The 26347-nt window shown below is 67.0% G+C and carries 28 protein-coding genes; 13 read left to right on the top strand and 15 right to left on the bottom strand.

Annotated elements, in window-relative coordinates; all coding sequences use genetic code 11:
* Window positions 1–29 precede the first annotated feature (29 nt).
* Complete coding sequence (locus HNP46_RS14125) at window positions 30–779, top strand: sulfite exporter TauE/SafE family protein (protein ID WP_184589871.1); 750 nt, start codon at window positions 30–32, stop codon at window positions 777–779.
* A 3-nt stretch (window positions 780–782) separates the two neighbouring features.
* Here HNP46_RS14125 and HNP46_RS14120 read toward each other — a convergent pair whose 3' ends face one another.
* A complete protein-coding gene (locus tag HNP46_RS14120; RefSeq protein WP_184589869.1) occupies window positions 783–1271 on the bottom strand; it encodes a MarR family winged helix-turn-helix transcriptional regulator in 489 nt (162 codons plus the stop codon).
* A 132-nt stretch (window positions 1272–1403) separates the two neighbouring features.
* Here HNP46_RS14120 and HNP46_RS14115 point away from each other — a divergent pair, with 132 nt between their 5' ends.
* The 4 genes from HNP46_RS14115 (at window position 1404) to HNP46_RS14100 (ending at window position 6603) form a co-directional block, all read left to right on the top strand.
* Window positions 1404–3173 (top strand): N-acetylglutaminylglutamine amidotransferase, encoded by a 1770-nt coding sequence (locus HNP46_RS14115; RefSeq protein WP_184589867.1) that lies wholly within the window; start codon window positions 1404–1406, stop codon window positions 3171–3173.
* Between the two features lie 79 nt (window positions 3174–3252).
* Window positions 3253–5052, top strand: a complete 1800-nt coding sequence (ngg, locus tag HNP46_RS14110) for an N-acetylglutaminylglutamine synthetase (protein WP_184589865.1) — start codon at window positions 3253–3255, stop codon at window positions 5050–5052.
* Window positions 5049–6299, top strand: a complete 1251-nt coding sequence (locus HNP46_RS14105; protein WP_184589863.1) for an osmoprotectant NAGGN system M42 family peptidase — start codon at window positions 5049–5051, stop codon at window positions 6297–6299. Before ngg ends, HNP46_RS14105 begins: the two co-directional genes overlap by 4 nt.
* Before the next feature lie 73 nt (window positions 6300–6372).
* Window positions 6373–6603: a YheU family protein gene (locus HNP46_RS14100; RefSeq protein ID WP_184589861.1), complete on the top strand. Its 231-nt coding sequence runs from the start codon at window positions 6373–6375 to the stop codon at window positions 6601–6603.
* A gap of 326 nt (window positions 6604–6929) precedes the next feature.
* On the opposite strand, the gene HNP46_RS14095 is transcribed toward HNP46_RS14100, so the two are convergent.
* The 10 genes from HNP46_RS14095 to HNP46_RS14050 form a co-directional block, all read right to left on the bottom strand.
* The gene (locus HNP46_RS14095; RefSeq protein WP_184589859.1) at window positions 6930–7259 is read right to left on the bottom strand and encodes a YnfA family protein; all 330 of its coding nucleotides are present in this window, start codon (window positions 7257–7259) and stop codon (window positions 6930–6932) included.
* 31 nt (window positions 7260–7290) lie between these two features.
* Window positions 7291–7716 carry a hypothetical protein gene (locus tag HNP46_RS14090; RefSeq protein WP_184589857.1) on the bottom strand — a complete coding sequence of 142 codons (426 nt, stop codon included), beginning with the start codon at window positions 7714–7716 and terminating at the stop codon, window positions 7291–7293.
* A gap of 229 nt (window positions 7717–7945) precedes the next feature.
* Entirely contained in the window at window positions 7946–8758 is an 813-nt protein-coding gene (locus HNP46_RS14085) for an SDR family oxidoreductase (protein ID WP_184589855.1), read from the bottom strand.
* Window positions 8759–8885: 127 nt separating this feature from the next.
* The gene (locus tag HNP46_RS14080; RefSeq protein WP_184589853.1) at window positions 8886–9185 is read right to left on the bottom strand and encodes a hypothetical protein; all 300 of its coding nucleotides are present in this window, start codon (window positions 9183–9185) and stop codon (window positions 8886–8888) included.
* A 297-nt stretch (window positions 9186–9482) separates the two neighbouring features.
* The gene (locus HNP46_RS14075; RefSeq protein WP_184589851.1) at window positions 9483–9641 is read right to left on the bottom strand and encodes a DUF3309 family protein; all 159 of its coding nucleotides are present in this window, start codon (window positions 9639–9641) and stop codon (window positions 9483–9485) included.
* A gap of 120 nt (window positions 9642–9761) precedes the next feature.
* Window positions 9762–10388 carry a 3'-5' exonuclease gene (locus HNP46_RS14070; protein WP_184589849.1) on the bottom strand — a complete coding sequence of 209 codons (627 nt, stop codon included), beginning with the start codon at window positions 10386–10388 and terminating at the stop codon, window positions 9762–9764.
* Window positions 10385–12175 carry a DUF294 nucleotidyltransferase-like domain-containing protein gene (locus HNP46_RS14065; protein ID WP_184589847.1) on the bottom strand — a complete coding sequence of 597 codons (1791 nt, stop codon included), beginning with the start codon at window positions 12173–12175 and terminating at the stop codon, window positions 10385–10387. The genes HNP46_RS14070 and HNP46_RS14065 overlap by 4 nt, the downstream gene beginning before the upstream one ends.
* Before the next feature lie 75 nt (window positions 12176–12250).
* Entirely contained in the window at window positions 12251–13918 is a 1668-nt protein-coding gene (locus tag HNP46_RS14060; RefSeq protein WP_184589845.1) for a cation acetate symporter, read from the bottom strand.
* Entirely contained in the window at window positions 13915–14226 is a 312-nt protein-coding gene (locus HNP46_RS14055) for a DUF485 domain-containing protein (protein ID WP_024763446.1), read from the bottom strand. Before HNP46_RS14055 ends, HNP46_RS14060 begins: the two co-directional genes overlap by 4 nt.
* Window positions 14227–14438: 212 nt before the next feature.
* The gene (locus HNP46_RS14050; protein WP_184589843.1) at window positions 14439–15293 is read right to left on the bottom strand and encodes a glycine betaine ABC transporter substrate-binding protein; all 855 of its coding nucleotides are present in this window, start codon (window positions 15291–15293) and stop codon (window positions 14439–14441) included.
* A gap of 282 nt (window positions 15294–15575) precedes the next feature.
* Here HNP46_RS14050 and HNP46_RS14045 point away from each other — a divergent pair, with 282 nt between their 5' ends.
* Window positions 15576–15797 carry a DUF2061 domain-containing protein gene (locus tag HNP46_RS14045; RefSeq protein WP_184589841.1) on the top strand — a complete coding sequence of 74 codons (222 nt, stop codon included), beginning with the start codon at window positions 15576–15578 and terminating at the stop codon, window positions 15795–15797.
* A gap of 74 nt (window positions 15798–15871) precedes the next feature.
* Window positions 15872–17470, top strand: a complete 1599-nt coding sequence (locus HNP46_RS14040; RefSeq protein WP_184589839.1) for a beta (1-6) glucans synthase — start codon at window positions 15872–15874, stop codon at window positions 17468–17470.
* On the opposite strand, the gene HNP46_RS14035 is transcribed toward HNP46_RS14040, so the two are convergent.
* Window positions 17418–17837 (bottom strand): lysozyme inhibitor LprI family protein, encoded by a 420-nt coding sequence (locus HNP46_RS14035; RefSeq protein ID WP_184589837.1) that lies wholly within the window; start codon window positions 17835–17837, stop codon window positions 17418–17420. The two genes, HNP46_RS14040 and HNP46_RS14035, sit on opposite strands and share 53 nt — an antisense overlap.
* A gap of 2 nt (window positions 17838–17839) precedes the next feature.
* On the bottom strand, window positions 17840–18208 hold the full coding sequence (locus tag HNP46_RS14030) for a hypothetical protein (RefSeq protein ID WP_184589835.1): 369 nt from the start codon (window positions 18206–18208) through the stop codon (window positions 17840–17842).
* Between the two features lie 108 nt (window positions 18209–18316).
* Here HNP46_RS14030 and HNP46_RS14025 point away from each other — a divergent pair, with 108 nt between their 5' ends.
* The 5 genes from HNP46_RS14025 to HNP46_RS14005 all read left to right on the top strand — a co-directional run bounded on the left by HNP46_RS14025 (window position 18317) and on the right by HNP46_RS14005 (window position 22689).
* Window positions 18317–18883, top strand: coding sequence for a hypothetical protein (locus tag HNP46_RS14025; RefSeq protein ID WP_184589833.1), 567 nt, complete (start codon window positions 18317–18319; stop codon window positions 18881–18883).
* A 68-nt stretch (window positions 18884–18951) separates the two neighbouring features.
* On the top strand, window positions 18952–19437 hold the full coding sequence (locus tag HNP46_RS14020) for a GNAT family N-acetyltransferase (protein WP_184589831.1): 486 nt from the start codon (window positions 18952–18954) through the stop codon (window positions 19435–19437).
* An 84-nt stretch (window positions 19438–19521) separates the two neighbouring features.
* Window positions 19522–20871 carry a serine/threonine protein kinase gene (locus HNP46_RS14015; RefSeq protein WP_184589829.1) on the top strand — a complete coding sequence of 450 codons (1350 nt, stop codon included), beginning with the start codon at window positions 19522–19524 and terminating at the stop codon, window positions 20869–20871.
* Between the two features lie 4 nt (window positions 20872–20875).
* Entirely contained in the window at window positions 20876–21688 is an 813-nt protein-coding gene (locus HNP46_RS14010) for an MlaA family lipoprotein (protein WP_184589827.1), read from the top strand.
* Between the two features lie 140 nt (window positions 21689–21828).
* The gene (locus HNP46_RS14005) at window positions 21829–22689 is read left to right on the top strand and encodes a pirin family protein (protein WP_184589825.1); all 861 of its coding nucleotides are present in this window, start codon (window positions 21829–21831) and stop codon (window positions 22687–22689) included.
* 414 nt (window positions 22690–23103) lie between these two features.
* Here HNP46_RS14005 and HNP46_RS14000 read toward each other — a convergent pair whose 3' ends face one another.
* Complete coding sequence (locus tag HNP46_RS14000) at window positions 23104–24288, bottom strand: patatin-like phospholipase family protein (RefSeq protein ID WP_184589823.1); 1185 nt, start codon at window positions 24286–24288, stop codon at window positions 23104–23106.
* Window positions 24289–24334: 46 nt separating this feature from the next.
* Window positions 24335–25264, bottom strand: a complete 930-nt coding sequence (locus HNP46_RS13995) for a lipid A biosynthesis lauroyl acyltransferase (RefSeq protein ID WP_184589820.1) — start codon at window positions 25262–25264, stop codon at window positions 24335–24337.
* A gap of 143 nt (window positions 25265–25407) precedes the next feature.
* Between HNP46_RS13995 and minC the strand changes: the two genes are divergently transcribed.
* Window positions 25408–26343: a septum site-determining protein MinC gene (minC, locus tag HNP46_RS13990; protein ID WP_184589818.1), complete on the top strand. Its 936-nt coding sequence runs from the start codon at window positions 25408–25410 to the stop codon at window positions 26341–26343.
* The last annotated feature ends 4 nt before the right edge of the window (window positions 26344–26347 follow it).

Genomic DNA, 26347 nt, shown 5'->3' with positions numbered 1-26347 from the left:
CGCACCAGCTTCCAGAGCGGACCACCGACATGGATGCACTGCTGCTTGAATCCTCCGCCATCGGCCTGATCCTCGGCCTGCTGCTGGGCCTGACCGGCGCCGGCGGCTCGCTGGTGGCGCTGCCGCTGCTGCTCAGCCTGCACCTGCCGCTGCACGATGCCATCGGCGTCAGCCTCGGCGCCGTGGCGCTGTCGGCGGCGATCGGTGCGGTGCCGCGCGCACGCCAGGGCCAGGTGGCGTGGAAGCCGCTGTTCTGGCTGGTGATCACCGGCTGGCCGGGCAACGCGGTGGGCCAGTGGCTGGGCAAGTTCATCCCCGATGGCTGGCTGATCGTCGGTTTCTGCGTGCTGGTGCTGTGGTCGGCGTGGCGCATGTGGAAGGGTTCGCAGCAGGAGCGCCTCACCGGGCAGGCGATGCGCAACGGCCCGCTGCTGGGCGTCGGACTGGCGGTGGGCCTGCTGTCCGGCCTGATGGGCGTGGGCGGCGGTTTCCTCATCGTGCCGGGTCTGTTGTGGTTCACGCCGTTGTCGATGATGGCGGCGACGGCGACCTCCATGGCGGTGATCGCGCTGGTGTCCGGCGGCGGCTTCCTGCTCTACCTCACCCATGCCCAGCCGCCGCTGCCGTTATTGGCCTGCCTGGCGGCAGGCGGTGCGCTCGGCGTGCTGCTGGGCAATCGCCTGGCGCTGCGCCTGGGCGGGGCGACGCTGCAGCGGCTGTTCGCGCTGATGCTGGTGGCGGTCAGCCTGTCGCTGGCCGCGCAGAAGCTGATGAGCTGAGGCCTAGAACTCCTCTTCTTCCTCTTCCTCGGCGCCAGCGCCCGGCGTCTCGAACAGCTCGGCGGCGCGCAGCAATCCGGCGAGGATCGCATGCTGCTCCCATTCCGGCAGGCCGGCGAAACGCTCCAGCGCATGCTCGGGCAACAGCGCCGGGCCGTGCTTGAGCGCCTTGCGCCCCTCGGCCTCCAGGCTCAGCCACTGCTTGCGGCGATCCTCGTCGTCGCGCCGACGCCCCAGCAGCCCCTTGCTTTCCAGGCGTGCCAGCGCGCTGGAGATGGACGACTGCGACAACGCCACCTGGCGCGCCAACTGACCAGCGGTAATCTCGCCCTCCAGCTCCACCACCTGCAGGATCAGCAGTTGCAGCGGCGTCAGCTCGCCATCGCGGCCCAGGCTCTTGGAGTGCACTTCCGCCGCCTGCTGCAGGCGCCTGAGGGCCTGCAGCATGGCGAGTGCGTGGGCGTTGCGCGTCGAAGTCTTGCTCTCGGCCATTTCAGTCCACCTGCTGCTCCGTCACTTTTCCTCAATGAAATCAAATAGAACTCTCGCCAGATCGACGGGTCATCCCCTAAGGCGTCCATGAGGCGCCACCCACTTCATCCCCAACGGAGTACCGGTAAGGACATGTGCGGACTAGCTGGAGAGTTACGTTTCGACAATCAGGCTGCGGACCTTGCCGCAGTCGAACGCATCACCCATCACCTCGCCCCGCGAGGCCCCGATGCCTGGGGCTTCCACAGCGAAGGGCCAGTGGCCCTGGGGCACCGGCGGCTGAAGATCATGGACCTGGCCGAAGCCTCCGGCCAGCCGATGATCGACACCTCGCTGGGCCTGTCGCTGGTGTTCAACGGTGCCATCTACAACTACCCGGAGTTGCGCCAGGAGCTCGAAGCCCTGGGTTACCGCTTCTTCTCGGGCGGCGACACCGAAGTGCTGCTCAAGGGATACCACGCCTGGGGCGAACAACTATTGCCCCGCCTCAATGGCATGTTCGCTTTCGCCATCTGGGAACGCGACAAGCGGCGCCTGTTCATCGCCCGCGACCGCCTCGGCATCAAGCCGCTGTACCTGTCGCAGACCGGCAAGCGCCTGCGCTTCGCCTCCAGCCTGCCGGCGCTGCTCAAGGGCGGCGACATCGACCCGGCGCTGGACCCGGTGGCGCTCAACCACTACCTGAACTTCCACGCCGTGGTCCCCGCGCCGCGCACCCTGCTGGCCGAGGTGCAGAAGCTGCCGCCGGCCACCTGGATGACCATCGACGCCGATGGCCACACCGAGCGCCAGCGCTGGTGGACCCTGGACTACGGCCCGCTGCCGGACGAGCGCGAGCTGACCCTGGACGACTGGGAAGACCGTCTGCTGAGCAGTCTGCGCGACGCGGTGAGCGTGCGTCAGCGCGCCGCCCGCGAAGTCGGCGTGCTGCTCTCCGGCGGGGTGGACTCCAGCCTGCTGGTCGGCCTGCTGCACGAGGCCGGCGTCGAGGACCTGCTGACCTTCTCCATCGGCTTCGAGGATGCCGGCGGCGAGCGTGGCGACGAGTTCCAGTACTCCGACCTGATCGCCAAGCGCTACGGCACCCGCCATCACCAGCTGCGCATCGACGAGAACGAAGTGATCTCGCAGCTGCCGGCGGCCTTCCGCGCCATGAGCGAGCCGATGGTCAGCCACGACTGCATCGCCTTCTACCTGCTCTCGCGGGAAGTCTCCAAGCACTGCAAGGTGGTGCAGAGCGGCCAGGGCGCCGACGAGCTGTTCGCCGGCTACCACTGGTACCCGAAAGTGGCCGGCGCCAGGGACCCGCTGCAGGCGTACCGCGCGGCCTTCTTCGACCGCAGCCACGGCGAATACCTGGACACCGTGCGCGAAGCCCTGCGGGTGGAGGACGTGGCCAGCGAGTTCGTCCGCGAGCACTTCGCCCAGCCCGGTGCCGAGGACCCGGTGGACAAGGCGCTGCGCCTGGACAGCACCATCATGCTGGTCGACGACCCGGTCAAGCGCGTGGACAACATGACCATGGCCTGGGGCCTGGAGGCCCGCGTGCCTTTCCTCGACTACCGCGTGGCGGAGCTGTCGGCGCGCATCCCATCGCGCTTCAAGCTCGGCGATGGCGGCAAGCAGGTGCTCAAGGCCGCCGCGCGCAAGGTCATCCCCAGCGAGGTGATCGACCGGCCCAAGGGCTACTTCCCGGTACCGGGCCTGAAACACCTGCAAGGCAATACCCGCGCCTGGGTCAGCGAGCTGCTGCTGGACCCGAGCCAGGACCGCGGCCTGTTCGAGACGGCGATGTTCGACCGCCTGCTCAGCGACCCGGCAAGCGACCTCACTCCGCTGCGCGGTTCCAAGTTGTGGCAGTTGGCGGCCCTCAATCTCTGGCTGACGGAACAAGGCCTGTAGAGCCGGCTGGCGTCGTTCGCGCGAGCGGCGCCGCCCCTTCCCGAAAGCCCAGGACAGAAGCCTTATCAGGGAGCGCAAGATGAAACCCCATTCCAACCTGCCCCACCCGCACAACCAGCGGTTGTTGCGAGGCCAGACGCCGACCTACGAACGCCTGCAGGCACGCTTCGCCGGTGATCATGCACAAAGCCACGGCCCGCTGATCCTGCAGTGCGGTTGGGGCCGGCTGCTGATCGGCCACACCTTTTCCAGCCCGGAGAAGCTCGCCACCGAGCTGCTCAACGAGCGTCCCGGCGAACGCGATATCGCCCTCTACGTGGCGGCGCCGCAGCAGGTCCTGGCCCAGGCCCCGCAGCAACTCTTCCTCGATCCTTCCGATGCGCTGCGTGTCTGGTTCACCGACTACCGCCCGGCGCGCCGGCCCTTCCGGGGCTTCCGCATCCGCCGTGTGCACAGCGACGAGGACTGGACGGCGATCAATCGCCTGTACCTGTCGCGCGGCATGCTGCCGGTCGATCCGGCCAACGTCACCCCGCGCCACCAGGGCGGCCCGGCCTACTGGCTGGCCGAGGACGCCGAGACCGGCACGGTGATCGGCACCGTCATGGGCATCAACCACGCCAAGGCCTTCCGCGACCCCGAAGGCGGCTCCAGCCTCTGGTGCCTGGCGGTGGACCCGCAGTCCAGCCGCCCCGGCGTCGGCGAGGCGCTGGTGCGCCACCTGATCGAACACTTCATGAGCCGTGGCCTGGCCTACCTGGACCTGTCGGTGCTGCATGGCAACCAGCAGGCCAAGTCGCTGTACCGCAAGCTGCGCTTCCGCGAGCTGCCGACCTTCGCGGTGAAGTGCAAGAACGGCATCAACCAGTCGCTGTTCCTCGGCCCCGGCCCGGAGGAAGGCCTCAATCCCTACGCGCGGATCATCGTCGACGAAGCCCATCGTCGCGGCATCGAAGTGCAGGTGCAGGACGCCGACGCTGGCCTGTTCACCCTGACCCAGGGCGGCCGGCGCATCCGCTGCCGCGAATCGCTGTGCGACCTCACCAGTGCGGTGAGCATGAGCCTGTGCCAGGACAAGACCCTCACCCACCGCGCCCTCGACCGCGCCGGCCTGCGCCAGCCGCAGCAACGCCTGGCCGGCAGCGCTGAAGAAAACGCCGCGTTCCTCGCCGAACACGGCGCACTGGTGGTCAAGCCGGTGGACGGCGAACAGGGCCAGGGCGTGGCCGTGGACCTGCGTACACCGGAAGAAGTCGAGAATGCCATCGCCCACGCGAAGCAGTTCGATACCCGCGTCATCCTGGAGAGCTACCACCCCGGCAACGATCTGCGCATCGTGGTGATCGGCTACGAAGTGGTGGCCGCCGCCATCCGCCGTCCCGCCGAGGTGATCGGCGATGGCCGGCACAGCATCCGCAAGCTGATCGAGGCGCAGAGCCGTCGGCGCCAGGCCGCCACCGGCGGCGAGAGCCGCATCCCGCTGGACGGCGAGACCGAGCGCACCCTGACGGCCGCCGGCTTCAGCTACGACGATGTACTGCCCAGCGGCCAGCGCCTGGCCGTGCGGCGCACCGCCAACCTGCACACCGGCGGCACCCTGGAAGACGTCACCGAGCGCCTGCACCCGGCCCTGGCCGACGCCGCCATCCGCGCCGCGCGGGCGCTGGAAATCGCGGTCACCGGCCTCGACCTGCTGGTCAGCGACGCCGACCAGGCGGACTACGTGATCATCGAGGCCAACGAGCGGCCGGGCCTGGCCAACCACGAGCCGCAGCCCACCGCCGAACGCTTCGTCGACCTGCTCTTCCCGCTCAGTCGCGAACTGCTGCACCGCGACAGCCGTGACCAGCCCCACCCCAACGAGGAGGCCCCGGCATGACCCCATTGCCCCAACCGGATCTGAACTACCTGCAGCGCGTGCTGCTGGAAATGCTCGCCATCCCCAGCCCCACCGGCTTCACCGACACCATCGTGCGCTACGTCGCCGAGCGCCTGGAAGAGATCGGCGTACCCTTCGAGATGACCCGCCGCGGGACCATCCGCGCGACCCTGCTGGGCCGGCGCAAGAGCCCGGACCGCGCGGTCTCGGCGCACCTGGACACGATTGGCGCGATCGTCCGCGAGATCAAGCCCAACGGCCGCCTGGCGCTGGCGCCGGTGGGCTGCTGGTCGAGCCGCTTCGCCGAGGGCAGCCGGGTCACGGTGTTCTGCGAGAACGGCGTATTCCGCGGCAGCGTGCTGCCACTGCTGGCCTCCGGGCACGCGTTCAACACCGCGGTGGATACCCTGCCGATCAGCTGGGACCACGTCGAACTGCGCCTGGACACCTACACAGCCAGCCGCGCCGACAGCGAATCCCTGGGCGTGGCCATCGGCGATTTCGTCGCCTTCGACCCGCTGCCGGAATTCACCGAGAGCGGCCACATCAGCGCCCGCCACCTCGACGACAAGGCCGGTGTTGCGGCCTTGCTGGCCTCGCTCAAGGCCATCGTGGAAAGCGGCCAGGTGCCGCCCATCGACTGCCACCCGCTGTTCACCATCACCGAGGAGATCGGCTCGGGCGCAGCCGGCGCGCTGCCCTGGGACGTCAGCGAATTCGTCGGCATCGACATCGCGCCGGTGGCCGAGGGGCAGAACTCCAGCGAGCACGCGGTGAGCGTGGCCCTGCAGGACTCCGGTGGGCCCTACGACTTCCACCTTTCCCGGCACCTGCTGCGCCTGGGCGAACGCCATGAAGTCGCCGTGCGGCGGGACCTGTTCCGCTATTACCACAGCGATGCGCAGTCGGCGATCACCGCCGGCCACGACATCCGCACCGCCCTGCTGGCCTTCGGCTGCGACGCCACCCACGGCTACGAGCGCACCCACATCGACAGCCTCGCCGCCCTGGCGAAACTGCTCACGGCCTACATGCTCAGCCCGCCGGTGTTCGACAGCGACGCGGAGCCCAGCGAAGGCGCCCTGGAGCGCTTCAGCAAGCAGCTGGAACATCCGGTACACATGGAGAGCACCACCCATGTGCCGCCGGTGGACCACCTGATCGACAGCGGCGACACCTCCGACAGGAGCAGCGACAAGGGCAAGTCGCCCGCCAAGGGCAAGTCCCGCAGCAAAGGCAAGCACTGAAGCTGCACTCGCCGCCGCGCGGGACTACAATCCCGCGCTGCGATTCACGAGTACGATTCACGAGTAGCCCGCCATGCTGATCCCCTTCGAGCTGATCGAAGCCGACACCCTGAACAATCTGCTGGAAGACTTCGTCACCCGCGAAGGCACCGACAATGGCGACGACACCCCGCTGGATGTGCGTGTGGAGCGCGCGCGCCATGCGCTCAAACGCGGCGAGGCGGTGATCGTCTTCGATCCGGAAAGCCAGCAGTGCCAGCTGATGCTCAAGGCCGAAGTGCCCAGGGAATGGCTGGAGGACTGACGCCCTCTTCAGGAACCCGCTTCCCCGTTTCGCCGGTTGAATGCCGCGTAGGATGGCGTGGAGCGCAGCGATACCCATCGATTGTGCGCGCCCACTGCATGGGTATCGCAAGCTCCCCCCATCCGACGACGCAGCTCAGCGGCTGGATCGAAGCTGTTTTTCGTAGGAGCGAGCTTGCTCGCGAACCCGGCGCTCGCCGGCCATGCCTGTGCAGCCGGTTACTCTGTTCGCGAGCAAGCTCGCTCCTACAGGTTTGGCGTGTGCTTCGGCGCCGCAGCAGGTAGGGCGGATAACGCCAACGGCGTTATCCGCCGGATGCTGGAGGCTCAGGGCGCGAAGCGCGGCCCGAGCAGCACCACGCTGGCGCCGATCACGCAAAGCGCCACGCCGACCCAGTCGCTCCAAAGCGGGCGGCTCTTCTCGACGAAGCCCAGCCAGAACAGCGAGGCGGCGACATAGATGCCGCCGTACGCGGCATAGGCACGCCCGGCGTAGCTGGCTTCGACGCGGGTGAGCAGCAGGGCGAAGACCGTCAGGCTGAGCAGGCCGGGAATTATCCAAAGGGCGCTTTTGTCCAGGCGCAGCCAGAGGTAGAAGGCGTAGCAGCCGGCGATCTCGCAGAACGCGGCGAGGATGAACCAGAGGTAGTTGATCATGGGGCTCTTTCCGTGACGGGAAGTACGCCGGTCAGCCGCGCAGGCCGCCCTCGCGCTCCCAGGCGCAGCGCACTTTCAGCTCGCCTTCGCGGGGGCTGTGGAAGCCGTTCTCGGACTCCCAGCGGAAGGTGTGGCTGCCGTTGACTTCGGTTTCCAGGTGGACCACCGCGCTGGCCCAGTAGAGGCGGCGCAGCAGGGCTTCGAACTGTTCGACCCAGAGCTTCCACTCGTACTCGATGGTCTGGTAGCTGGCGCCGAAGTGGATCACCTGGGACTGGTACAGGCCCGCGCCCTCGGTCTCGCAGCGGCTGAACATCTCGCGGCCGAGGAACGGCCAGGCCTCGCCCGTGGGCAGGCTGTCGAGCACCTTGCGGTTGGCGGCGCGGCGCAGGCGGCGCTCCATCGAGTCGCCGGGCCAGTCGCGGATGCAGCCATAGACGATGGATTCAGAGTGCAAGCGGGTTCTTCCTTCAATGACACCGGAGCCTTCTAACACAGGCCTGGCGAAGCGCAAAGCACGAATCCCGAGCGTTGGGCGATAGCCCGAAAAAGCAAAAGCCCCGCGAAATGAGCGGGGCTTTCACCGGGGTCCAACGTACATCAGCCAGGCAGGCCGGTGACTAAAACTAACCCTTTGCACCGGCCTGGGCAAGCCCCGTCTTTCACTGCACCGAAAGGGGGCGAAATCAGGAAAGACTGCGACGCTTGGCCTGCATCTTCTCGGCCATCTTCGCCATCTCGTCGTAGAGCGCCTGGGGGTTCTGCTGCTTGATCTGCCAGGCCATGCGGCCCTGTTCGTGGGGCAGGATCATGAACACGTCGCGGGCCACTTCCTGGTGGATGTAGTCGGCGATGTCGGCGGCGCTGATCGGCGAGCTTTCCAGCAGCTTGCCGACCTGGGTCTTCATCTCCGGGCTGGGGCCGCGGAAGGAGTCCAGCAGGTTGGTCTGGAAGAACGACGGGCAGACCACGTGGACCTTCACGTCCACCAGGCTGAGGTCGGCCAGCAGGCTTTCCGAGAGCGCCACCACGCCGGCCTTGGCCACGTTGTAGTTGCTCATTGCCGGGCCCTGCATCAGCGCGGCCATGGAGGCGATGTTGATGATGCGCCCCTTGCTCTTCTCCAGCAGCGGCAGGAAGGCCTTGCAGCCCTTGACCACGCCCATCAGGTTTATCGAGATCTGCCAGTCCCAGTCTTCCAGCGACAGCTCGCTGAAGAAGCCGCCGGAGGCGACACCGGCGTTGTTGACGATGATGTCGATGCCGCCGAATTTCTCTTCGCAGGACTGCGCCAGCTGGGTCAGCTGGCTGTAGTCGCGCACGTCGCAGCGCTGGGTGAAGCCGTCACCGCCGGCCGCGCGCACGAGTTTGAGGGTTTCCACAAGGCCCGCCTCGTTGACGTCGGCCAGTGCCAGCTGCCAGCCCTCGCGGGCCCAGCGCAGGGCGATTTCGCGTCCGAGGCCGGAACCGGCGCCGGTGATCATGATGCGATTTTGCATGGGGAGGTTTGCCTTTCTTGTTAGGACCTGGGCCGAAGTGTAACCAAGGCCCTGCCCTCCCAGCGGCGAAATCAGGGCGCTGAATGCCCCCGGCAAACCGCCGCCACAGCCCGCGGAAAATCGGCCCTCAGGCCTGGACGAGCACGCACAGCTTGCCCAGCACCAGGGCAATGCCGGCGCACACCAGCAGATGGGCGGCGCAGTTGATGCGCTCACGCTTGAAATGGGCGAATCCGTGGATGCGGTAACGCAGCAGGAAGATGCCCAGGGCCACCGGCAGGGCCGGGCCGAGGAAGGCGAACTGCCAATAGCGATCGGGATCGGCCACCGGGTCCAGGGTCATGGCTTCGGCCAGCGGCGGCAGGCCCAGCCCGCATTGGACCAACAGCCACATGACGCCCAGGACGACCAGTACAACACCCAGCATCCGCGCAACTCCCTGAAGGCAAAGGCTTAATGGTAGTACAGGGTGGGGCGGTGGGCTGTGCGACGAATCACCCTGCGGCGTATCGGCGCTGTGACGTGGGGGCAGGAGCGAGGGTGGAGCGATCGCGGACGGAGTCCGCTCCTACGTACCGGGATGCCGCGGTGCATGCGCGCGGTACATGCGTAGGAGCGGATTTATCCGCGATGCGTCGGACGCAACGCCTCCCCCTCACCCAACCCTCTCCTTCAGGGAAAGGGTTGGGCGACGGGGTTCGACGGATTGCGCAGAGGCGTCCGGTCAGATCCGCCCGAGCAACAGCAATATCAGCAGCACGACCAGCACCACGCCGATGATGCCCGACGGGCCATAGCCCCAGTTGCGCGAGTGGGGGAAGACCGGCAGGCCGCCAATCAGCATCAGGATCAGAATGATCAACAGGATGGTCCCGAGTCCCATATCGTCTCTCCTCTTTCAGTCGACGAGGGGCGGTGGCTCGCGGGGTGCGAGTGGCCAGCGCTTGTAGATTCCGACTGGCGATGCGCGCGGAAGATTCAAACAATCTGCGCGCGCTGCGAATCAGCTCAGGTCGCGCGGCAGCGAACCCTTGCGCAGGCGCAGGAACATCAGCGCGGCGGTGCGTGCATCGCCGATGGCGGTGTGGCGGCCTTCGATGGGGATTTCCAGGTTGCGCGCCAGGGTGTCGAAGCGCAGGTCCAGGTGCAGGTCGGGGAAGCGTCGGCTCATCTTGCGGTGGTAGATCTCGGAGACTTCCACGCGGGGGTTGTCCAGCCGCGCGTTGAATTGCTCGCGCAGATGCCGGCGCAGCACGGCAACATCGAAGGACAGGTAATAGCCCAGCAGCGGCCGCTCACCAATGAACGCCTGCACCCGGCGCAACGCTTCCACCAGCGGCAACTGGCCTTCGAGATCGGCGCGGCGCAGCTTGTGGATGCGGATCGACTCGCCGTCCAGCGACGGCGGCGGCTCCACCAGCAGTTCCAGGCGCTCGCCGAGGATCAGTTTGCCGTGGCGGATCACCACCGCGCCGATGCTGAGGATGTCGGCCTTGCGCGGGTCGAGGCTGGTGGTTTCCAGGTCCAGCGAGACCAGCTCTTCGGCCTCCGCCGGATCGTGCCGCCACCAGTAGAGACGGCGGCGCCAGGCGGACCATTGCGGATCGGGCGCAGTGACACAGGCGTTCATCGGGTCTCCAGGTGGAATTGACGGGACAGGCTCTGCTTGAACTTCTTCACGGTGTGCAAGCCGAAGCGCAGCAGGTCGCGCTCGTGGCGGCTGAGACGGGACACGTCGAGCCCCTGCTCGCGGCCATCGCGCTGGCCGTCCAGTTGCTGGCGCAGACGCAGTTGGAGGAACAATTCGAAGGCTTCCATCAGGTTGTCCGCCAGCGTTTCATCCAGCACGCCGAGCGCCTTCAGTGCAGCGAGGCGAGCGAGCGTGCCGCGCTCCTCCAGCCCTTCGCGCACGGCCAGCACGCGGGCGCCATGGACGATGGGGAAGAGGCCGCCACGCTTCACATCCAGTTGCGCGTCCTGGGTCTTGAGCTGGCCGAGGAAGGTCAGCGGCGTATCGAACTGCAGCGCCGGCAGAGCCAGGTCGCTCATCCAGCGGCTGCTGTCGCCGGCCAACTGGTACAGGCATTCGCGCAGGCTGTCGAACAGCCTTCGGCTGCCCGCCACCGGCCAGGCATCGGCGAGGATCGACAGGCGCATCAGCTGTTCCGGGCGGCCTTGCAGCGGCAGCTCGCGCAACTCGCGTTGCCACTCCGACAACGGCTTGCACCACTCCGGCCGGCTGGCCATCACGCCGCCTGGGCACGGCGGATAACCGAACTCCAGCAGCGCGGCGGAGAAGCGCTGCATCAGCAGCAGGCCCTGCTCCACCGGCAGGCCGTCGTCGAGGATCAGCGCATTGTCCTGGTCGGTCTTGAGCAATTGCTCCGCACGCCCTTCGCTGCCCATCACCAGCAGACAGCAGCGGCCGCGCAGCACCGGCGGCACCTGCAGTTCGAACAGGCGCTCGAGCAGCTGTTCGTTGAGCGCGCTGACCAGCTGCATGATGAAACGCAGGCGGATGCCATTGCCCGCCAGCGTGGCGATCAGCGTGTGCAGGGTCTCGGCGGCGGCGCGCAGCTCGGCCTCGCTCTCGGCACGGGCAATGCGCAGCGCCAGCACGTGGGAATGGGTGGAGAACAGGCTGAGCACCTGGGTCAGGTGCAGCAGGCCGACCACCCTGCCCCCCTCGCACACCGCCACGCGCTCGATGCGCTGGCGGGTCATGAGGATCATCGCGTCGAAGAGAAAATCGCCCAGCTCGACATGGCTCAGCGGCCGGTGCGCCAGCGGACCGATGGGTTGTGTCTCGCTGAAGCCATCGCGGAAGTGCGCAGTCATCAGGTCGGTGCGGGTGACGATGCCCAGCGCGCCGTCCTCGCGCACCAGTAACGCGTCCGCGCCGCGACTCAGTTGCAGACGTGCCGCGTCGCCGAGCGCTAGGGAAGGTTCGACTTCGATGGCCGGCAACAGGTGTTCGGGGGCGATACGGGTGAGGATGAATTCGGCCAGGTTCTGCCCGTCGCGGCGCTCCAGCTGGCGCTTGCTGGCCAGGTCCGCGCGGAAGAAGCGGGCGAACTGCGGGTTGTCCGTGCACAGCTGGTGGAACGTGCTCGCCGGCAGTTCGTAGACGATGCTCTCTTCCACCGCCTGGTAGCGGTGCTTGCTGCTGCCGGAGAACAGCCCGCGCACGTCGAACAGGTCTTCGGCGCCGTACTGGGCGAACAGCTTGCCGTCCTCGCCGCGCTCCTCGATCACGCCCTTCAGCAGCACGAACAGGCAGGGCACCGGCGCACCGGCTTCCAGCAGCACTTCGTCGACCGTGTAGTAACCCACGCTCAGCGCATCGCGCAGCTGCTCGCGTTCCAGCGGGCGGAGCTGGTCGAAGGGTGGTGAGGCGAAGTTGAAATCGTCGGACATCCCTTATTCATCCCAGTCAAAAAAGCGGGGCCGGAGGTGTTTCCACCTCCGGCCCCGGCAGGTTAGCTCAGGCGATCAGTGGGCGGCTGCGCCACTGGCCCCCAGGCCGGTCTGCGAACGGATGAACTGCGGGAAGAAGCGCGCGCGCTCTTCGTCGGCAGCAGTCGACTTGTCGGTGATGGAGAAGAACCAGATACCGATGAAGGCCACGGCCATGGAGAACAGCGCCGGGTATTCGTACGGGTAGATGGCTTTCTCGTGGCCGAGGATCTGCACCCAGATGGTCGGGCCGAGGATCATCAGGGTCACCGCGGTGATCAGGCCGAGCCAGCCGCCGATCTTCGCGCCACGGGTGGTCAGCTTCTTCCAGTACATGGAGAGCAGCAGCACCGGGAAGTTGCAGCTGGCGGCGATGGAGAAGGCCAGGCCGACCATGAAGGCGATGTTCTGCTTCTCGAACAGGATGCCGAGCACGATCGCGACCACACCCAGGCACACGGTGGTGATCTTCGAGACGCGCAGTTCATCCTTCTCGTTGGCCTTGCCGCCCTTGATCACGCTGGCGTACAGGTCGTGGGACACCGCCGAGGCACCGGCCAGGGTCAGGCCGGCAACCACCGCGAGGATGGTGGCGAAGGCCACGGCGGAGATGAAGCCGAGGAACAGGCTGCCGCCCACGGCATCGGCCAGGTGCACCGCGGCCATGTTGTTGCCGCCCAGCAGCGCGCCGGTGGCGTCCTTGAAGTCAGGATTGGTGCTGACCAGCAGGATCGCGCCGAAGCCGATGATGAAGGTCAGGATGTAGAAGTAGCCGATGAAGCCCGTGGCGAAGAACACCGACTTGCGGGCTTCCTTGGCGTCACTGACGGTGAAGAAGCGCATCAGGATGTGCGGCAGGCCAGCGGTGCCGAACATCAGCGCAAAGCCCAGGGAGAACGCCGAGATCGGGTCCTTCACCAGGCCGCCGGGGCTCATGATGGCCTCGCCCTTGGGGTGGACCTTGATGGCTTCGGAGAACAGCGTGCTGATGTCGAAGTTGACGTGCTTGAGCACCATGATCGCCATGAAGGTGGCGCCCGAGAGCAGCAGCACGGCCTTGATGATCTGTACCCAGGTGGTGGCAAGCATGCCGCCGAACAGCACGTAGAGCACCATCAGGATGCCGACCAGCACCACCGCGACGTGGTAGTTCAGGCCGAACAGCAGCTCGATCAGCTTGCCGGCGCCGACCATCTGCGCGATCAGGTAGAAGGCCACCACCACCAGCGAACCGCAGGCCGACAGGGTGCGGATGTCCTTCTGCTTGAGGCGGTAGGACGCCACGTCAGCGAAGGTGTACTTGCCCAGGTTGCGCAGGCGTTCGGCGATCAGGAAGAGGATGATCGGCCAGCCGACGAGGAAGCCGATGGAGTAGATCAGGCCGTCGTAGCCAGAGGTGAACACCAGCGCGGAAATGCCGAGGAAGGACGCGGCGGACATGTAGTCGCCAGCGATCGCCAGGCCGTTCTGGAAACCGGTGATGCTGCCGCCGGCGGTGTAGAAGTCAGCGGCGGACTTGCTGCGCTTGGAGGCCCAGTAGGTGATGCACAGGGTCAGGCCGACGAAGGCGACGAACATGACGATGGCGGAGACGTTCAGCGGCTGGCGCTGTACCTCGCCGGTGAGGGCGTCAGCCCAGAGTGATGGGGCCCAGAGCACTGGTAAAATGCCGGCCAGAGCGAGGGCAGAAATTCGGCCTTTCATTGCTGGGCCTCCTTGAGGATTTCCTGGTTGAGGCGGTCGAATTCACCGTTCGCCCGGCGCACGTAGATGCCGGTCAGCACGAAGGCCGAGAGGATCAGCCCGACGCCCATGGGGATGCCCCAGGTGACGGACGAGTCGGCGCTGATCTTCGCGCCCAGCAGCTGCGGCTGGAAGGCGATGAGCAGGATGAAGACCACGTACAGGCCCAACATGATCAGGGAGAGCAGCCAGGCGAATCGCTCGCGCTTGGCCACCAGCTCTTTGAAGCGCGGATTGGTATCAATCCGCTGGTAGATGCTGTCGTTCATTTTGTTCTTGTCCTCACAGCGGGGATGACGCGGATGTCGTCGATCCCTAATTTATTGGAGCGCTGCAAGCTCTCCAGACGACTTTAGTCGTAGCGATTGGCCTGCTGTTGCGAACAAGCCCGGAATAGACGCTTGCGCATAAAAAAATCCCCCGCGAACCGAAGGGTTCGCGGGGGATTTTTCTGTGTCGCGTGGGCGAGCGATCTAGCCGCTTACAGCCATTCCTTCACGCGATCCGGATGCGCCTCGACCCACTTCTTCGCGGCCACTTCCGGCTTCTCGCCGTTCTGCACGGCGAGCATGACTTCGCCGATTTCCTGGCCGTCCTTCCACTGGAATTTCTTCAGGAAGGCCCAGACTTCCGGGGCCTTCTTCTCCAGCGCCGGGTTGGCCACGCTGTCGACGTGCTCTTCTTCGCCGTAGACCTTTTTCGGGTCCTCGAGGAACTTCAGTTTCCACTTGGCGAACATCCAGTGCGGAATCCAGCCGGTCACCGCCACGGCCTTCTTGTCGTTCTCCGCGCGGGTCAGCTCGGAGATCATGCCGCTGCCGGAACTGGCCACCAGCTTGTAGTCCAGGCCGTAGTCCTTGATCGCCTGGTCGGTCTTGAGCATCACCCCGGCGCCGGCGTCGATGCCGACGATGCGGCCGCCGAAATCGTCCTTCTGTGCGTTGAGGTCCGCGATGCTGTTGGCTTTCACGTACTCGGGCACGATCAGGCCGATCTTCGCGCCCGGGTAGTTCACGCCCAGGTTGACCACCTTGTCCTTCATCTTCTCGTAGTAGGCGCCGTGGGTCACCGGCAGCCAGGCCGAGAGCATGGCATCGAGCTTGCCGCGCGCCACGCCCTGCCACATGATCCCGGCGGCGACCGGCATCAGCTTGACCTGGTAGCCGAGCTTCTCGCGCATGATCTCGGCGGCAACGTGGGTGGTCGCCACGCTGTCCGACCAGCCGTCCACGTAACCGATGGTGATTTCCGGCTTGGCCGCCGCACCGGCCAGCCCGGCAGCCGCCGACAGCACCAGCCCTGCGCCCAGGCCCAACAGGCGTCGCATCATTCGCATGGTTTTCTCCCCGTGATGTTATCGGCGCGCCTGGGCGAACCCGGCGCATTTCGCGGTCTTGGCCGCCCCTTCATGATCGGCGCCCGCTGCTGGCGAACTGCTCTGAGAGCGACGCCAAACGGTCCGATCCACGACAGAAACCGTCCATCCACGACCGCGCCATTCCATTCACGACGGCACTGGCGGCCTATCGCCTCCATACAGAGGCTCGATTACCCGCGGGGGTTCCCGCGCAGTAGTCTTTCAGCAACGGAGAATCATTCTCGATTGAGGATCGCCACCATGCTCAAGACCGTCACCTTCACCCTGATGCACTTCGTCATCGCCTTCAGCGTCGCCTATGCGCTGACCGGCAGCATCGCCGTGGGCGGCCTGGTGGCGGTGGTCGAGCCGCTGTGCAACGCGGTGGGCTTCCACTTCCACGAGAAGTTCTGGAAACGCATCGAGGGCAGCACGGCGAGCGAATCCGCACCGGCGCAGCCCTGGATTCATCGCCACGCCTGAGTGCTCGGCGAAGGCACTGACGGCGGCCGGCGGCGTTGCTAAGATGCGCGCCTCGCCCCGGCTTGCGTGCCACCATGCCCCAGTCCTCGCGCTTTCCGTTCCTGCCCTATTGCCTTGCCCTGATGCTTGCCCTGATCGCCCTCTGCGGGCTCTGGTACGGCCTGGGCAAGGCGGTGATCCTGCCTGACGCCGCCACCGCCACGCACAAGTTGCAGTGCGCGTCCTATAGCCCGTTCGCCAAGGACCAGTCGCCCTTCGACCAGCCCTTCGTGTTGCGCCCGCAGCAGATGGACGCCGACCTGGCCCTGCTGGCGACGCGTTTCGACTGTGTGCGCACCTATTCCATGACCGGCCTGGAAGGCATCCCGGAACTGGCCCGCAAGCACGGCCTGAAGCTGATGCTCGGCGCCTGGGTCAATGCCAACCCGGTGGATACCGAGCGCGAGGTCCAGGCTCTGATCAAGGCCGCCAACCAGTACCCCGACGTGGTGCAATCGGTGATCGTCGGCAACGAGACCCTGCTGCGCAAGGAAGTCACCGGACGCTACCTGGCCGGACTTATCCACAAGGTGAAGGCCCAGGTGCGCCAGCCGGTGACCTACGCCGATGTCTGGGAGTTCTGGCACCAGCACCCGGAAATCGCCCCGGCGGTGGACTTCGTCACCATCCACCTGCTGCCCTACTGGGAGGACCAGCCGCGCGACATCGACGCGGCGCTGGCCCATGTGGCCCAGGTGCGCGAGGACTTCGGCCGCGAATTCGCGCCCAAGGACGTCTTCATCGGCGAGACCGGCTGGCCCAGCGAAGGCCGCCAGCGCGAGACCGCGGTGCCCAGCCGGGTCAACGAGGCGCGTTTCCTCCGCGGCTTCGTCCACCTGGCCGAGGAAAAGGGCTGGCACTACAACCTGATCGAGGCCTTCGACCAGCCGTGGAAGCGCGAGAGCGAAGGTGCGGTGGGTGGTTACTGGGGGCTGTTCAGTGCCGACCGCGAGGAGAAGAACGTGCTCGCCGGGCCGGTCAGCAACCTGCCGGACTGGCCGCTGTGGCTGGGGCTTGGCGGCGTGATCCTGCTTGGCGGCCTGCTGCTGGGCGGTCGTCCCGGTTCCTCGCGCGCGGCCGTGCTGCTGCCGCTGGCCAGCGCGCTGGGTGCCGGCTGCATCGGCCTGTGGCTGGAGCTGTCGGTGATCACCAGCCGCTTCTGGGGCGAATGGCTGTGGGCAGCGGCGCTGGTGGGGCTCAACCTGCTGGTGCTGGCCCATGCCAGCCTGGCGTTGTCCGCCCGCTCGGGCTGGCGGGCGAAGGCCTTCGCCGCCCTGGAGCGGCATGCCGGCCTGTGGCTGGCGGCGGCGGGTTTCGCCGGCGCGGTGCTGATGCTCGGCCTGGTGTTCGATGCGCGCTACCGCAGCTTCCCCAGTGCGGCCCTGTTGTTCCCGGCGCTGGTCTATCTGTGCCGGCCGGTTGCCGCGCCACGCCGGGAAACCCTGCTGCTGGCCCTGATCATCGCCGGCGGGATTCCCGTCCAGCTGGCGCTCGAAGGTCTGAGCAACCTGCAGGCGCTGGGCTGGGCCGCGGTGAGCCTGCTGATGCTGGGTGCGCTGCTGCGCGGCGTGCGCTCGGTGGTCAGTCCGAGCCCTTCAGTGCGGCGAGCAGATAATCCCGCCGTTGCTGGTTGAGCCGCAGCAGGCAGCGGTAGAACACCTGCCCCGCCCCCGAAGCGGCGGCGCCGGAATAGCCCACTTCGAAATCGCACTGGCGCTCGCTGAACTTCGCGTAGCGCCGGGCGGCATCGCGCAACGAGGAAGCAGCCTGCTCATGGTGAGTGCGGGTGATCCGATCCTCCCGCAGGCGCTGCGCCGACTGCGCCACGAGGCGATCCTCCAGGCGACGCAGTTCGTGGTTGCTCTGGTCATACAGCTGCGTCAGGCATTGCACCGACTCCGCCCCGGAATTGGCCACGATGCATTCCTCACCCTCGGCGGGAAAGTCCCGCGCCGCGGCCAGCGCCGGCAGCGCTAGCAGCAGGAGCAGCAGGCGACGCACCGTCACCCAGCCTTCGGCGTGCGGACCAGGCGCAGCGCCGCCAGGACCACGGCGAATACCGCGAAGCCGGCGTTGTAAAGCGCCAGCGCCGGCAGCGTTACCAGCATCGCCAGCACCGCCAGCCACCAGCCCGCCTGGCGGGGTACGCAGAAAGCCAGCAGCGACAGCCCCAGCGCCAGCTTGCCGAACACACCGAAGTGGATCGCCCAACCCAGCTGCGAGCGCAGGCCGCACTCCCAGCGCGTGGCGTCGTCGGCGCAGAGGCCGACCCAGCGGCCATCCTCCATCAGCCCGAAGCGCACACCGTAGCTGGCGGCCAGCCACAGTCCCAGGGCGAGCAGAAGGACCATCAGGAGCAAACGACGGGGCATGGCGCCACCACCTCGCAGGGGAAATTCGGCGCCCAGCATAACCAGCGCAAAGGCCGATGCAAGGGGCGCCGCTTCCTGCGTAGAATTCGCTCATCCACGGAGCCTGCGATGAAGCGATCGACCCTGTTCCTGCTGGTCTGCACGGCGACCAGCTTCTGGTGGCTGTGGCCGACCGAGCGCCCGCACTCCCCCGCACAGCAGAGCCAGGCACTGCCTGATGGCGGCTTTCGCGTCGAGCGCTATGCCATCTACCCGCTGCAGGACTTCAGCATCGAGGCGCGGGTGCTGGGCCGCGAGGATTACCACCTGGGCCGCGAGGCCGAGCTGTCGCCCACCGATCTCGCCCTGGGCTGGGGGCCGATGGACGATCCGCGGGTGCTGGCCGGCATCCGGATCACCCAGGGCAACCGCTGGTACCACTGGAACGCCGACCCGATGCCGATCCCGCGCCGCGAGATCGAGACCCACAGCGCCAACATGCACATGATCCCGGCCAACGACAGCGTGGCGCGCACCCTGGCCCAGGTCAGCGCCGGCGAGCACGTCCGCCTGTCCGGCAAGCTGGTGCGCGTGCAGGCCGACGACGGCTGGCACTGGGTCAGCTCGCTGACCCGCGAGGACACCGGTGCCGGCGCCTGCGAACTGATCTGGGTGGAAAGCCTGGAGCATTACTGAGCGGCAAGGTTGCCAGCGACTCCGGCCTTTGGGCATGCTCGACGGGTTTCGCGCCACGAGGAACTGCCATGCCCCGCGTCACCCTGCGCCCCGCCGCCCCCGATGACATCCCGCTGATCCTCGAACTGATCCGCGAGCTGGCCGACTATGAAAAGCTGGTGCATGAGGTGCAGGCCGACGCCCAGCGCCTGCACGACCATCTGTTCGGCCCGCGCCCCTATGCAGAGGTGCTGATCGGCGAAGTCGACGGCCAGCCCCAGGGCTTCGCGCTGTTCTTCCACAACTATTCCACCTGGTTGAGCCAGCCGGGCATCTACCTCGAAGACCTCTACGTACGCCCCGCCGCCCGCGGCGCCGGCCTGGGCAAGGCGCTGCTCAGCGAACTGGCGCGGCTGGCGGTGGCGCGTGGTTGCGGTCGCCTGGAATGGTCGGTGCTGGACTGGAACGAGCCGGCGATCGGCTTCTACCGCCGCCTGGGCGCGCGCCCGCAGGACGAATGGAGCGTCTATCGTCTAACCGGCGACGCGCTGCGTGACCTCGCACGCAAGGATTGAACGCCGATCGCACTTGTCGGCAATGCGCTGGTCTTAATCGGCGGCCAGTCTAGAGTTGGCCTCCTCTTGAAAGGACTCCGAACCATGACATTTCTACGCCGCGTGGCCGTCCTGATCGGCGGCCTCGCCCTGGGGCTCGCCGGGCCCGCGTTCGCCCGCGATGTGGATCAGGCCAGCTATGGCTATCCGCTGCTCAACCCGTTCGAGGCGACCATCGCCACCACCCCGCCGGACCTGCGCCCGGAGTTGCCGTCCGATGACGACATCCGCCAGTCCGACTATGCACTCAAGCTGCGCCCGGAGCGCGAGTACGAGCTGCCGAGCAACTTCTGGCCGGTGAAGAAGCTGCACTACCGCCTCGCCTGGCAGAAGCACGCGGCGCCGCTGGTGTTCATCATCGCCGGCACCGGCGCGAACTACGCCAGCACCACGCCGGAATACCTGAAACGCCTGTTCTACGGGGCCGGCTACCACGTGGTGCAGATTTCCTCGCCCACCAGCTGGGACTTCATGGTCGGCGCCTCGCGCATCGCCACGCCGGGCTATACGCCGGACGACGCCGACGAGCTGTACCGGGTCATGCAGGCCATCCGCGCGCAGCATCCGGACCTGCCGGTGACCGACTACTACCTCACCGGCTACAGCCTGGGCGCGCTGCACGCCGCCTTCGTCAGCAAACTCGACGAGACCCGCCGCAGCTTCAACTTCAAGCGCGTGCTGCTGCTCAACCCGCCGGTGAACCTCTACACCTCGGTGAGCAACCTGGACAAGCTGGTGCAGACCGAGGTCAAGGGCATCACCGATTCCAAGACCTTCTACCAGGTGGTGCTGGCCAAGCTGACCCGCTACTTCAACCAGAAGGGCTACGTCGACATCAACGACGCCTTCCTCTTCGACCTGCAGCAGTCCAAGCAGCACCTGTCCAACGAAGAGATGGCCATGCTGATCGGCGCGGTGTTCCGCTTCTCCTCCGCCGACATCGCCTTCACCTCGGACCTGATCAACCGCCGCGGCCTGATCACCCCGCCCAAGTACCCGATCACCGAGGGCACCAGCCTCACGCCCTTCTTCAAACGCTCCATGCAGTGCGATTTCGAGTGCTACATGACCGACCAGCTGATGCCGCTGTGGCGCGCCAAGTACGACGGCGGCAGCCTGCCGCAGCTGATCGAGCAGGTCAGCCTCTACGCGCTCAAGGACTACCTGCACGACAGCCCGAAGATCGCCGTGATGCACAACGCCGACGACGTCATCCTCGGCCCGGGCGACATCGGCTTCCTGCGCAAGACCTTCGGCGACCGCCTGACGCTCTACCCGCGTGGCGGCCACTGCGGCAACCTCAACTACCGCGTGAACGCCCAGGACATGCTGGGCTTCTTCAAGGGACAGGGGGTCGCGGCCGACGGCCTGGCCACCGTGCAGACAGGGAACTGATTCCATGCCACTTCGCCATTCCTGGACCCTCGCCCTGCTGCTGGCCTGTGGCTTCGCCCAGGCCGCCGATCCGCAACCGGTGCGCACGCCGACCTCCACCGCCTTCGACATGGCCCCGGACGACGACGGCTTCAAGCACCCGCTGGACGCGCTGAAATTCAACCCCGGCCTCGACCAGCGCGAGTTCGAGCGCGCCACCCTCGATGCCCTCAACGTCTACGACCCCTGGGAGTCGTGGAACCGCCGGGTCTACCACTTCAACTACCGCTTCGACGAATGGGTGTTCCTGCCCGTGGTGCACGGCTACGAGTACGTCACCCCCAGCTTCGTGCGCACCGGCGTGAGCAACTTCTTCAGCAACCTGGGCGAGGTGCCGACCCTGCTCAACAGCGTCGCCCAGCTCAAGGGCGAACGTGCCGCCAACAGCACCGCGCGGCTGCTGTTCAACACCATCTTCGGCATCGCCGGCCTGTGGGACCCGGCCAGCGCCATGGGGCTGCCCAAGCTGCGCGAGGACTTCGGCCAGACGCTGGGCTACTGGGGCGTTCCGGACGGCCCCTACGTCATGCTGCCGATCCTCGGCCCCTCCAACCTGCGCGACACCGGCGGGCTGGTCACCGACTTCATCGCCGTGCGCGAGATCGACTTCCTCAACGTCGCCACCCTGGGCAACTCCTACTGGGAGCTGCCGGCCCTGGAAGTGGTCGACCGCCGCTACAGCAACAGCTTCCGCTACGGGCAGATGAACACGCCCTTCGAGTACGAGAAGCTGCGCTACTTCTACACCGAAGCCCGGCGCCTGCAGATTCAGGAGTGAATCCCAACCGCCGCCTTCGGGCGGCGGTTTTCTTTCCCGCCAACCATCGAATCCATCGATAGTTAACCTGAAAAAGTCGCAACCATTTATCCATCCATTGGGACTAGGATGATCGCCATCCACAGATCCAGGAGGTCCCCATGACCCGCTTGCGTACCGTGATCGACCAGCACATCGGCCACCCGGCCTCCGACGGCGCCGGCGTGCGCCTGACCCGCGTGATCGGCGGCGCCGGCATCGAGCGCTTCGATCCGTTCCTGATGCTCGACCAGTTCGACACGCAGTACCCCGACGACTACATCGCCGGCTTCCCGGCCCACCCGCATCGCGGTTTCGAGACCGTCACCTACATGCTCGAAGGGCGCATGCGCCACGAGGACCACCTGGGCAACACCGGCCTGCTCAAGCCCGGCGGTGTGCAATGGATGACCGCCGCCCACGGCATCATCCACAGCGAGATGCCCGAGCAGGTCGAAGGCGCCATGCGCGGCTTCCAGCTCTGGCTCAACCTTCCGGCGAAGGACAAGCTGGCTCCGGCCGGCTACCGCGACATCGAACCCGAGGACGTGCCGAAGCTGACCACCGCTCAGGGTGTAGGCGTGACCGTGATCGCCGGGCGCTTCGACGACGGTGAAACGGCCACCGATGGCGCCGTACAGCGCCCCGGCACCGAGCCGCACTACTACGACCTGGTTCTGCCGGCAGGCACTTCCGTGGCTCCGCGGATTCCGGCGGGGCACCGGGTGATGCTGTATGTCTACGAAGGCTCGCTGCAGGTGCCGGGCGAACGGGGTGACGAAACCGTCGCCACCAACCGCCTGGTACGCCTGGGCCAGGGCGACGAGATTCAGCTGTCCAGCGCCCAGGGCGCACGCGTCCTGCTGCTGGCCGGCAAGCCGCTGGGTGAACCGATCGTGCAGTACGGCCCGTTCGTGATGAACAGCCGCGAGGAAATCGAGCAGGCCCTGCGCGATTACCGCGATGGTGTGTTTGCCGTCTGAGCCGCGCGTACGTAGGCTGGCCGTGGGTAGGAGCGGACTCCGTCCGCGATTGGCCACCGACGCTGCGGGGATTCATCGCGGACAAAGTCCGCTCCTACGCCGGCGGGGGAATCCGTCGCTGGCCTGCCATGGCGCAGGGCGCATGACCCGGAACGGGTTATCCGCCACTGCGCCGTACGTACAAAGGCAGGCTTTGGGTAGGAGCGGACTCCGTCCGCGATTGGCCACCGACGCTGCGGGGATTCATCGCGGACGGAGTCCGCTCCTACGCCGGCGGGGGAATCCGTCGCTGGGCCTGCCATGGCGTAGGGCGCATAACCCGGAACGGGTTATCCGCCACCCAGGCGGATAACGCCTGAGGCGTTATTCGCCCTACGCCATTCCCGAGGTTCTTCGCATCGGAAAAGCGCTCGGTCAGAGCGACCAATCCTCCATCCCCAGAAAGCGCGCGATTTCCGCGCGCTTTTCCATGGCATCGCGGTACCCCAGGTCGATCAGCGCATTGCAGTAGCCCGGCTCGAACAGCAGGTAGCTGAGCACCCCCGCCCCGCTCGCCCTGGTCGCCCCCGGCCCGCGCAGGAACAGGCGCAACGCCCTGGGCAGCTCATGTCGGTATTGCGCGGCAATCTCGTCCAGCGGCCTGCTCGGTGAAATCAGCAGCACGTCCACCGGCGCCAGCCCCAGGGTCGCCCGGCGCGACTCCTCGGGCACCAGCGAGCTGAGGAAGTTGATCCGGTGCAGCAACTCGATATCGCCTTCCAGGCTGTCGATGAAGGTGCTGTTGAGCAGATGGATGCCCACCTGCGCCAGGCTTGGCGGCTGGCCCGTGCGCTCATTGGCGGGCGCCTCGCTGGCGCTGCCCGGCGCAGGATTGCCGCTGACCCCGATCACCAGCACGCGGTTGGCGCCCAGGTGCAGCGCCGGGCTGATCGGCGCCTGCTGGCGCACCGCGCCATCACCGAAGTACTCGCGCAGGATCTTCACCGGGCGGAACAGCAGCGGAATCGCCGAACTGGCCAGCAGGTGCTCGATCTGCAGGCGCGTCGGCACGCCGATACGGCGATGGCGCAGCCAGGGATCGATGGTGGCGCGGCCCTGGTAGAAGGTCACTGCCTGGCCGGATTCGTAGCCGAACGCAGTGACCGCCACCGCACGCAGGTTGCGCCGGCGCACGGCGGCGGCAATGCCGGAGAGGTCCAGTTCGCGCTCCAGCAGGTATTGCAGCGGCGAGCTGTCCAGCAGCGCCACCGGCTCGCGCTTGCCCAGCCCGAGCAGACTGTGGCCGAGGAACTTGAGGGCCTGGCTGAACACGCCCGGCCAGTCCGCGCGGTACACCTGGCCGGTGCGAAAACCCTTCCAGACCTGGGTCAGGCGCTCCACCGCGCCGGTAAAGGACAGCGCGCCGCAGGCCAGCCCGACGGCATTGATGGCGCCCGCCGAGGTGCCGACGATCACCGGAAACGGATTCTCCGCGCCCTCGGGCAGCAGCTCGGCGATGGCCGCCAGCACGCCGACCTGGTAGGCCGCCCGCGCACCGCCGCCGGAAAGGATCAGGCCGGTGACGGCCGGGCATTGCTGGGAGTTGGCGGAGTCGGTCACGGCAGAAGTCCTTGTCTCGTCGGTTCCAGCGTAGTCCGCGGCAGCGCTACTTCTTGTCGTAGAGCTTCGGCTCGCCTGCGGGGCGGCTCTTGAAGCGGCGGTGGGCCCACAGATACTGCTCGGGCTGGCGGCGGATCTCGCTCTCCACCCACTGGTTGATGCGGATGCAGTCGGCCTCTTCGCTCTCGCCGGGGAAATCCTCCAGCGGCGGATGGATGGTCAGGCGGTAGCCCGAACCATCGGCCAGACGCGACTGGGTAAACGGCAGCACCAGCGCGCGGCCCAGGCGGGCGAACTTGGTGGTGGCGGTGACGGTGGCCGCCTGGATGCCGAACAGCGGCACGAACAGGCTCTGCTTGGCGCCGTAGTCCTGGTCCGGGGCGTACCAGATGGCGCGGCCGGCGCGCAGCACCTTGAGCATCGCGCGCACGTCCTCGCGCTCGATGGCAGTGGCGTCGGCGTTATGCCGCTCGCGGCCGGTGCGCTGGACGAAATCGAACACCGGGTTGTCGTGCTCGCGGTACATGCCATCAATCGTCTGCACCTGGCCCAGCAGCGCCGCGCCGATCTCCAGGGTGGTGAAGTGCATGGCCATGAGGATCACGCCCTTGCCTTCGGCCTCGGCCTGCTTCAGGTGCTCGATGCCTTCGATATGGGCCAGCTTGGCCAGGCGCGCCTTGGGCCACCACCAGCTCATGGCCATCTCGAAGAAGGCGATGCCGGTGGAGGCGAAGTTCTCCTTGAGCAGGCGCTTGCGCTCGGCGGCCGAGAACTCCGGGAAGCACAGCTCCAGGTTGCGTGCGGCGATGGCGCGGCGGCTGCCGACCACGCGGTACATCAGCGCCCCCAGGGCACGGCCCAGGCCCAGCAGTGCCGGGTACGGCAACTGCACCACCAGCCACAGCACGCCAAGGCCGAGCCAGAGCGGCCAGTGGCGGGGATGGAGGAATTCTTGGCGAAAGCTGGGGCGGTCCATGGAACTTTCCGGTCACGATCAAAGCCCGACATTCTACCTTGCCGACACGTCCTGCGCCTCCCGCATGCCTAGCCATCCGCCACGCTTGCGGCTGCCGGGGCGGTCCGCTATAAGTCCAACCATTTTGACGACGCAGTCCGACCATGAGCCAAGCTGACCTTCTCGACCAAGATCCCGTATTCCAGCTCAAGGGCAGCATGCTGGCCGTCACCGTCCTGGAACTGGCCCACAACGACCTGCCGCGCCTGGATCGCCAGCTCGCCGACAAGGTCGCCCAGGCGCCCAACTTCTTCCGCGACACACCGCTGGTGCTGGCGCTGGACAAGTTGCCCGACGGCGAAGGCCAGCTCGACCTGCAGGGCGTGCTGGACATCTGCCGCCGCCACGGCCTGCGCACCCTGGCCATCCGCGCCAGCCGCGAGGAAGACATCCGCCTGGCCACCATGTTCGACATCCCCGTGCTGCCGCCGTCGGGCTCCTCCCGCGAGCGACCGGTGGAGCCCAGGGACGCCGTGCCGCAGGTGACCGGCGCCGCACCGGTACGCCGCCCACGGGGCGAGAAGCTCTCCGAGAAGGTGGTCGAGCAGGCCGCCGGCGCCGGCGCACCGGCCGAAAAACCGGCGGAGCAAGCCGCGCAGGCCCAGCCGGAGAAACCGGCGGACACAGCGGCCGAGGCCACTGCCGAAACGCCGCAGCCGGCCCCCGAGGCCACCCCGGAAAAACCCGCCGAACCGCCGGCACCGGTGGTCCGTCCGACCAAGCTGGTCACCTCCCCGGTCCGCGGCGGCGTGCAGATCTACGCCGCCGGTGGCGACCTGATCGTCCTCGCCCCCGTCAGCCCGGGTGCGGAACTTCTCGCCGACGGCAATATCCATGTGTACGGTCCGATGCGCGGACGTGCCCTGGCTGGCGTCAAGGGCGACACCAGCGCACGTATTTTCTGCCAGCAGCTGGCCGCCGAACTGGTGTCCATCGCCGGCAATTACAAGGTCGCCGAAGACCTTCGACGCAGTCCGCAATGGGGGCAGGCGGTGCACGTCAGCCTGTCGGGTGACGTGTTGAACATCACCCGCCTTTAACGGA

Source organism: Pseudomonas nitroreducens (assembly GCF_014204515.1).
GTDB classification, from domain to species: Bacteria; Pseudomonadota; Gammaproteobacteria; order Pseudomonadales; family Pseudomonadaceae; genus Pseudomonas; species Pseudomonas nitritireducens_A.
This window is presented reverse-complemented; position numbering and strand designations above follow the sequence as displayed.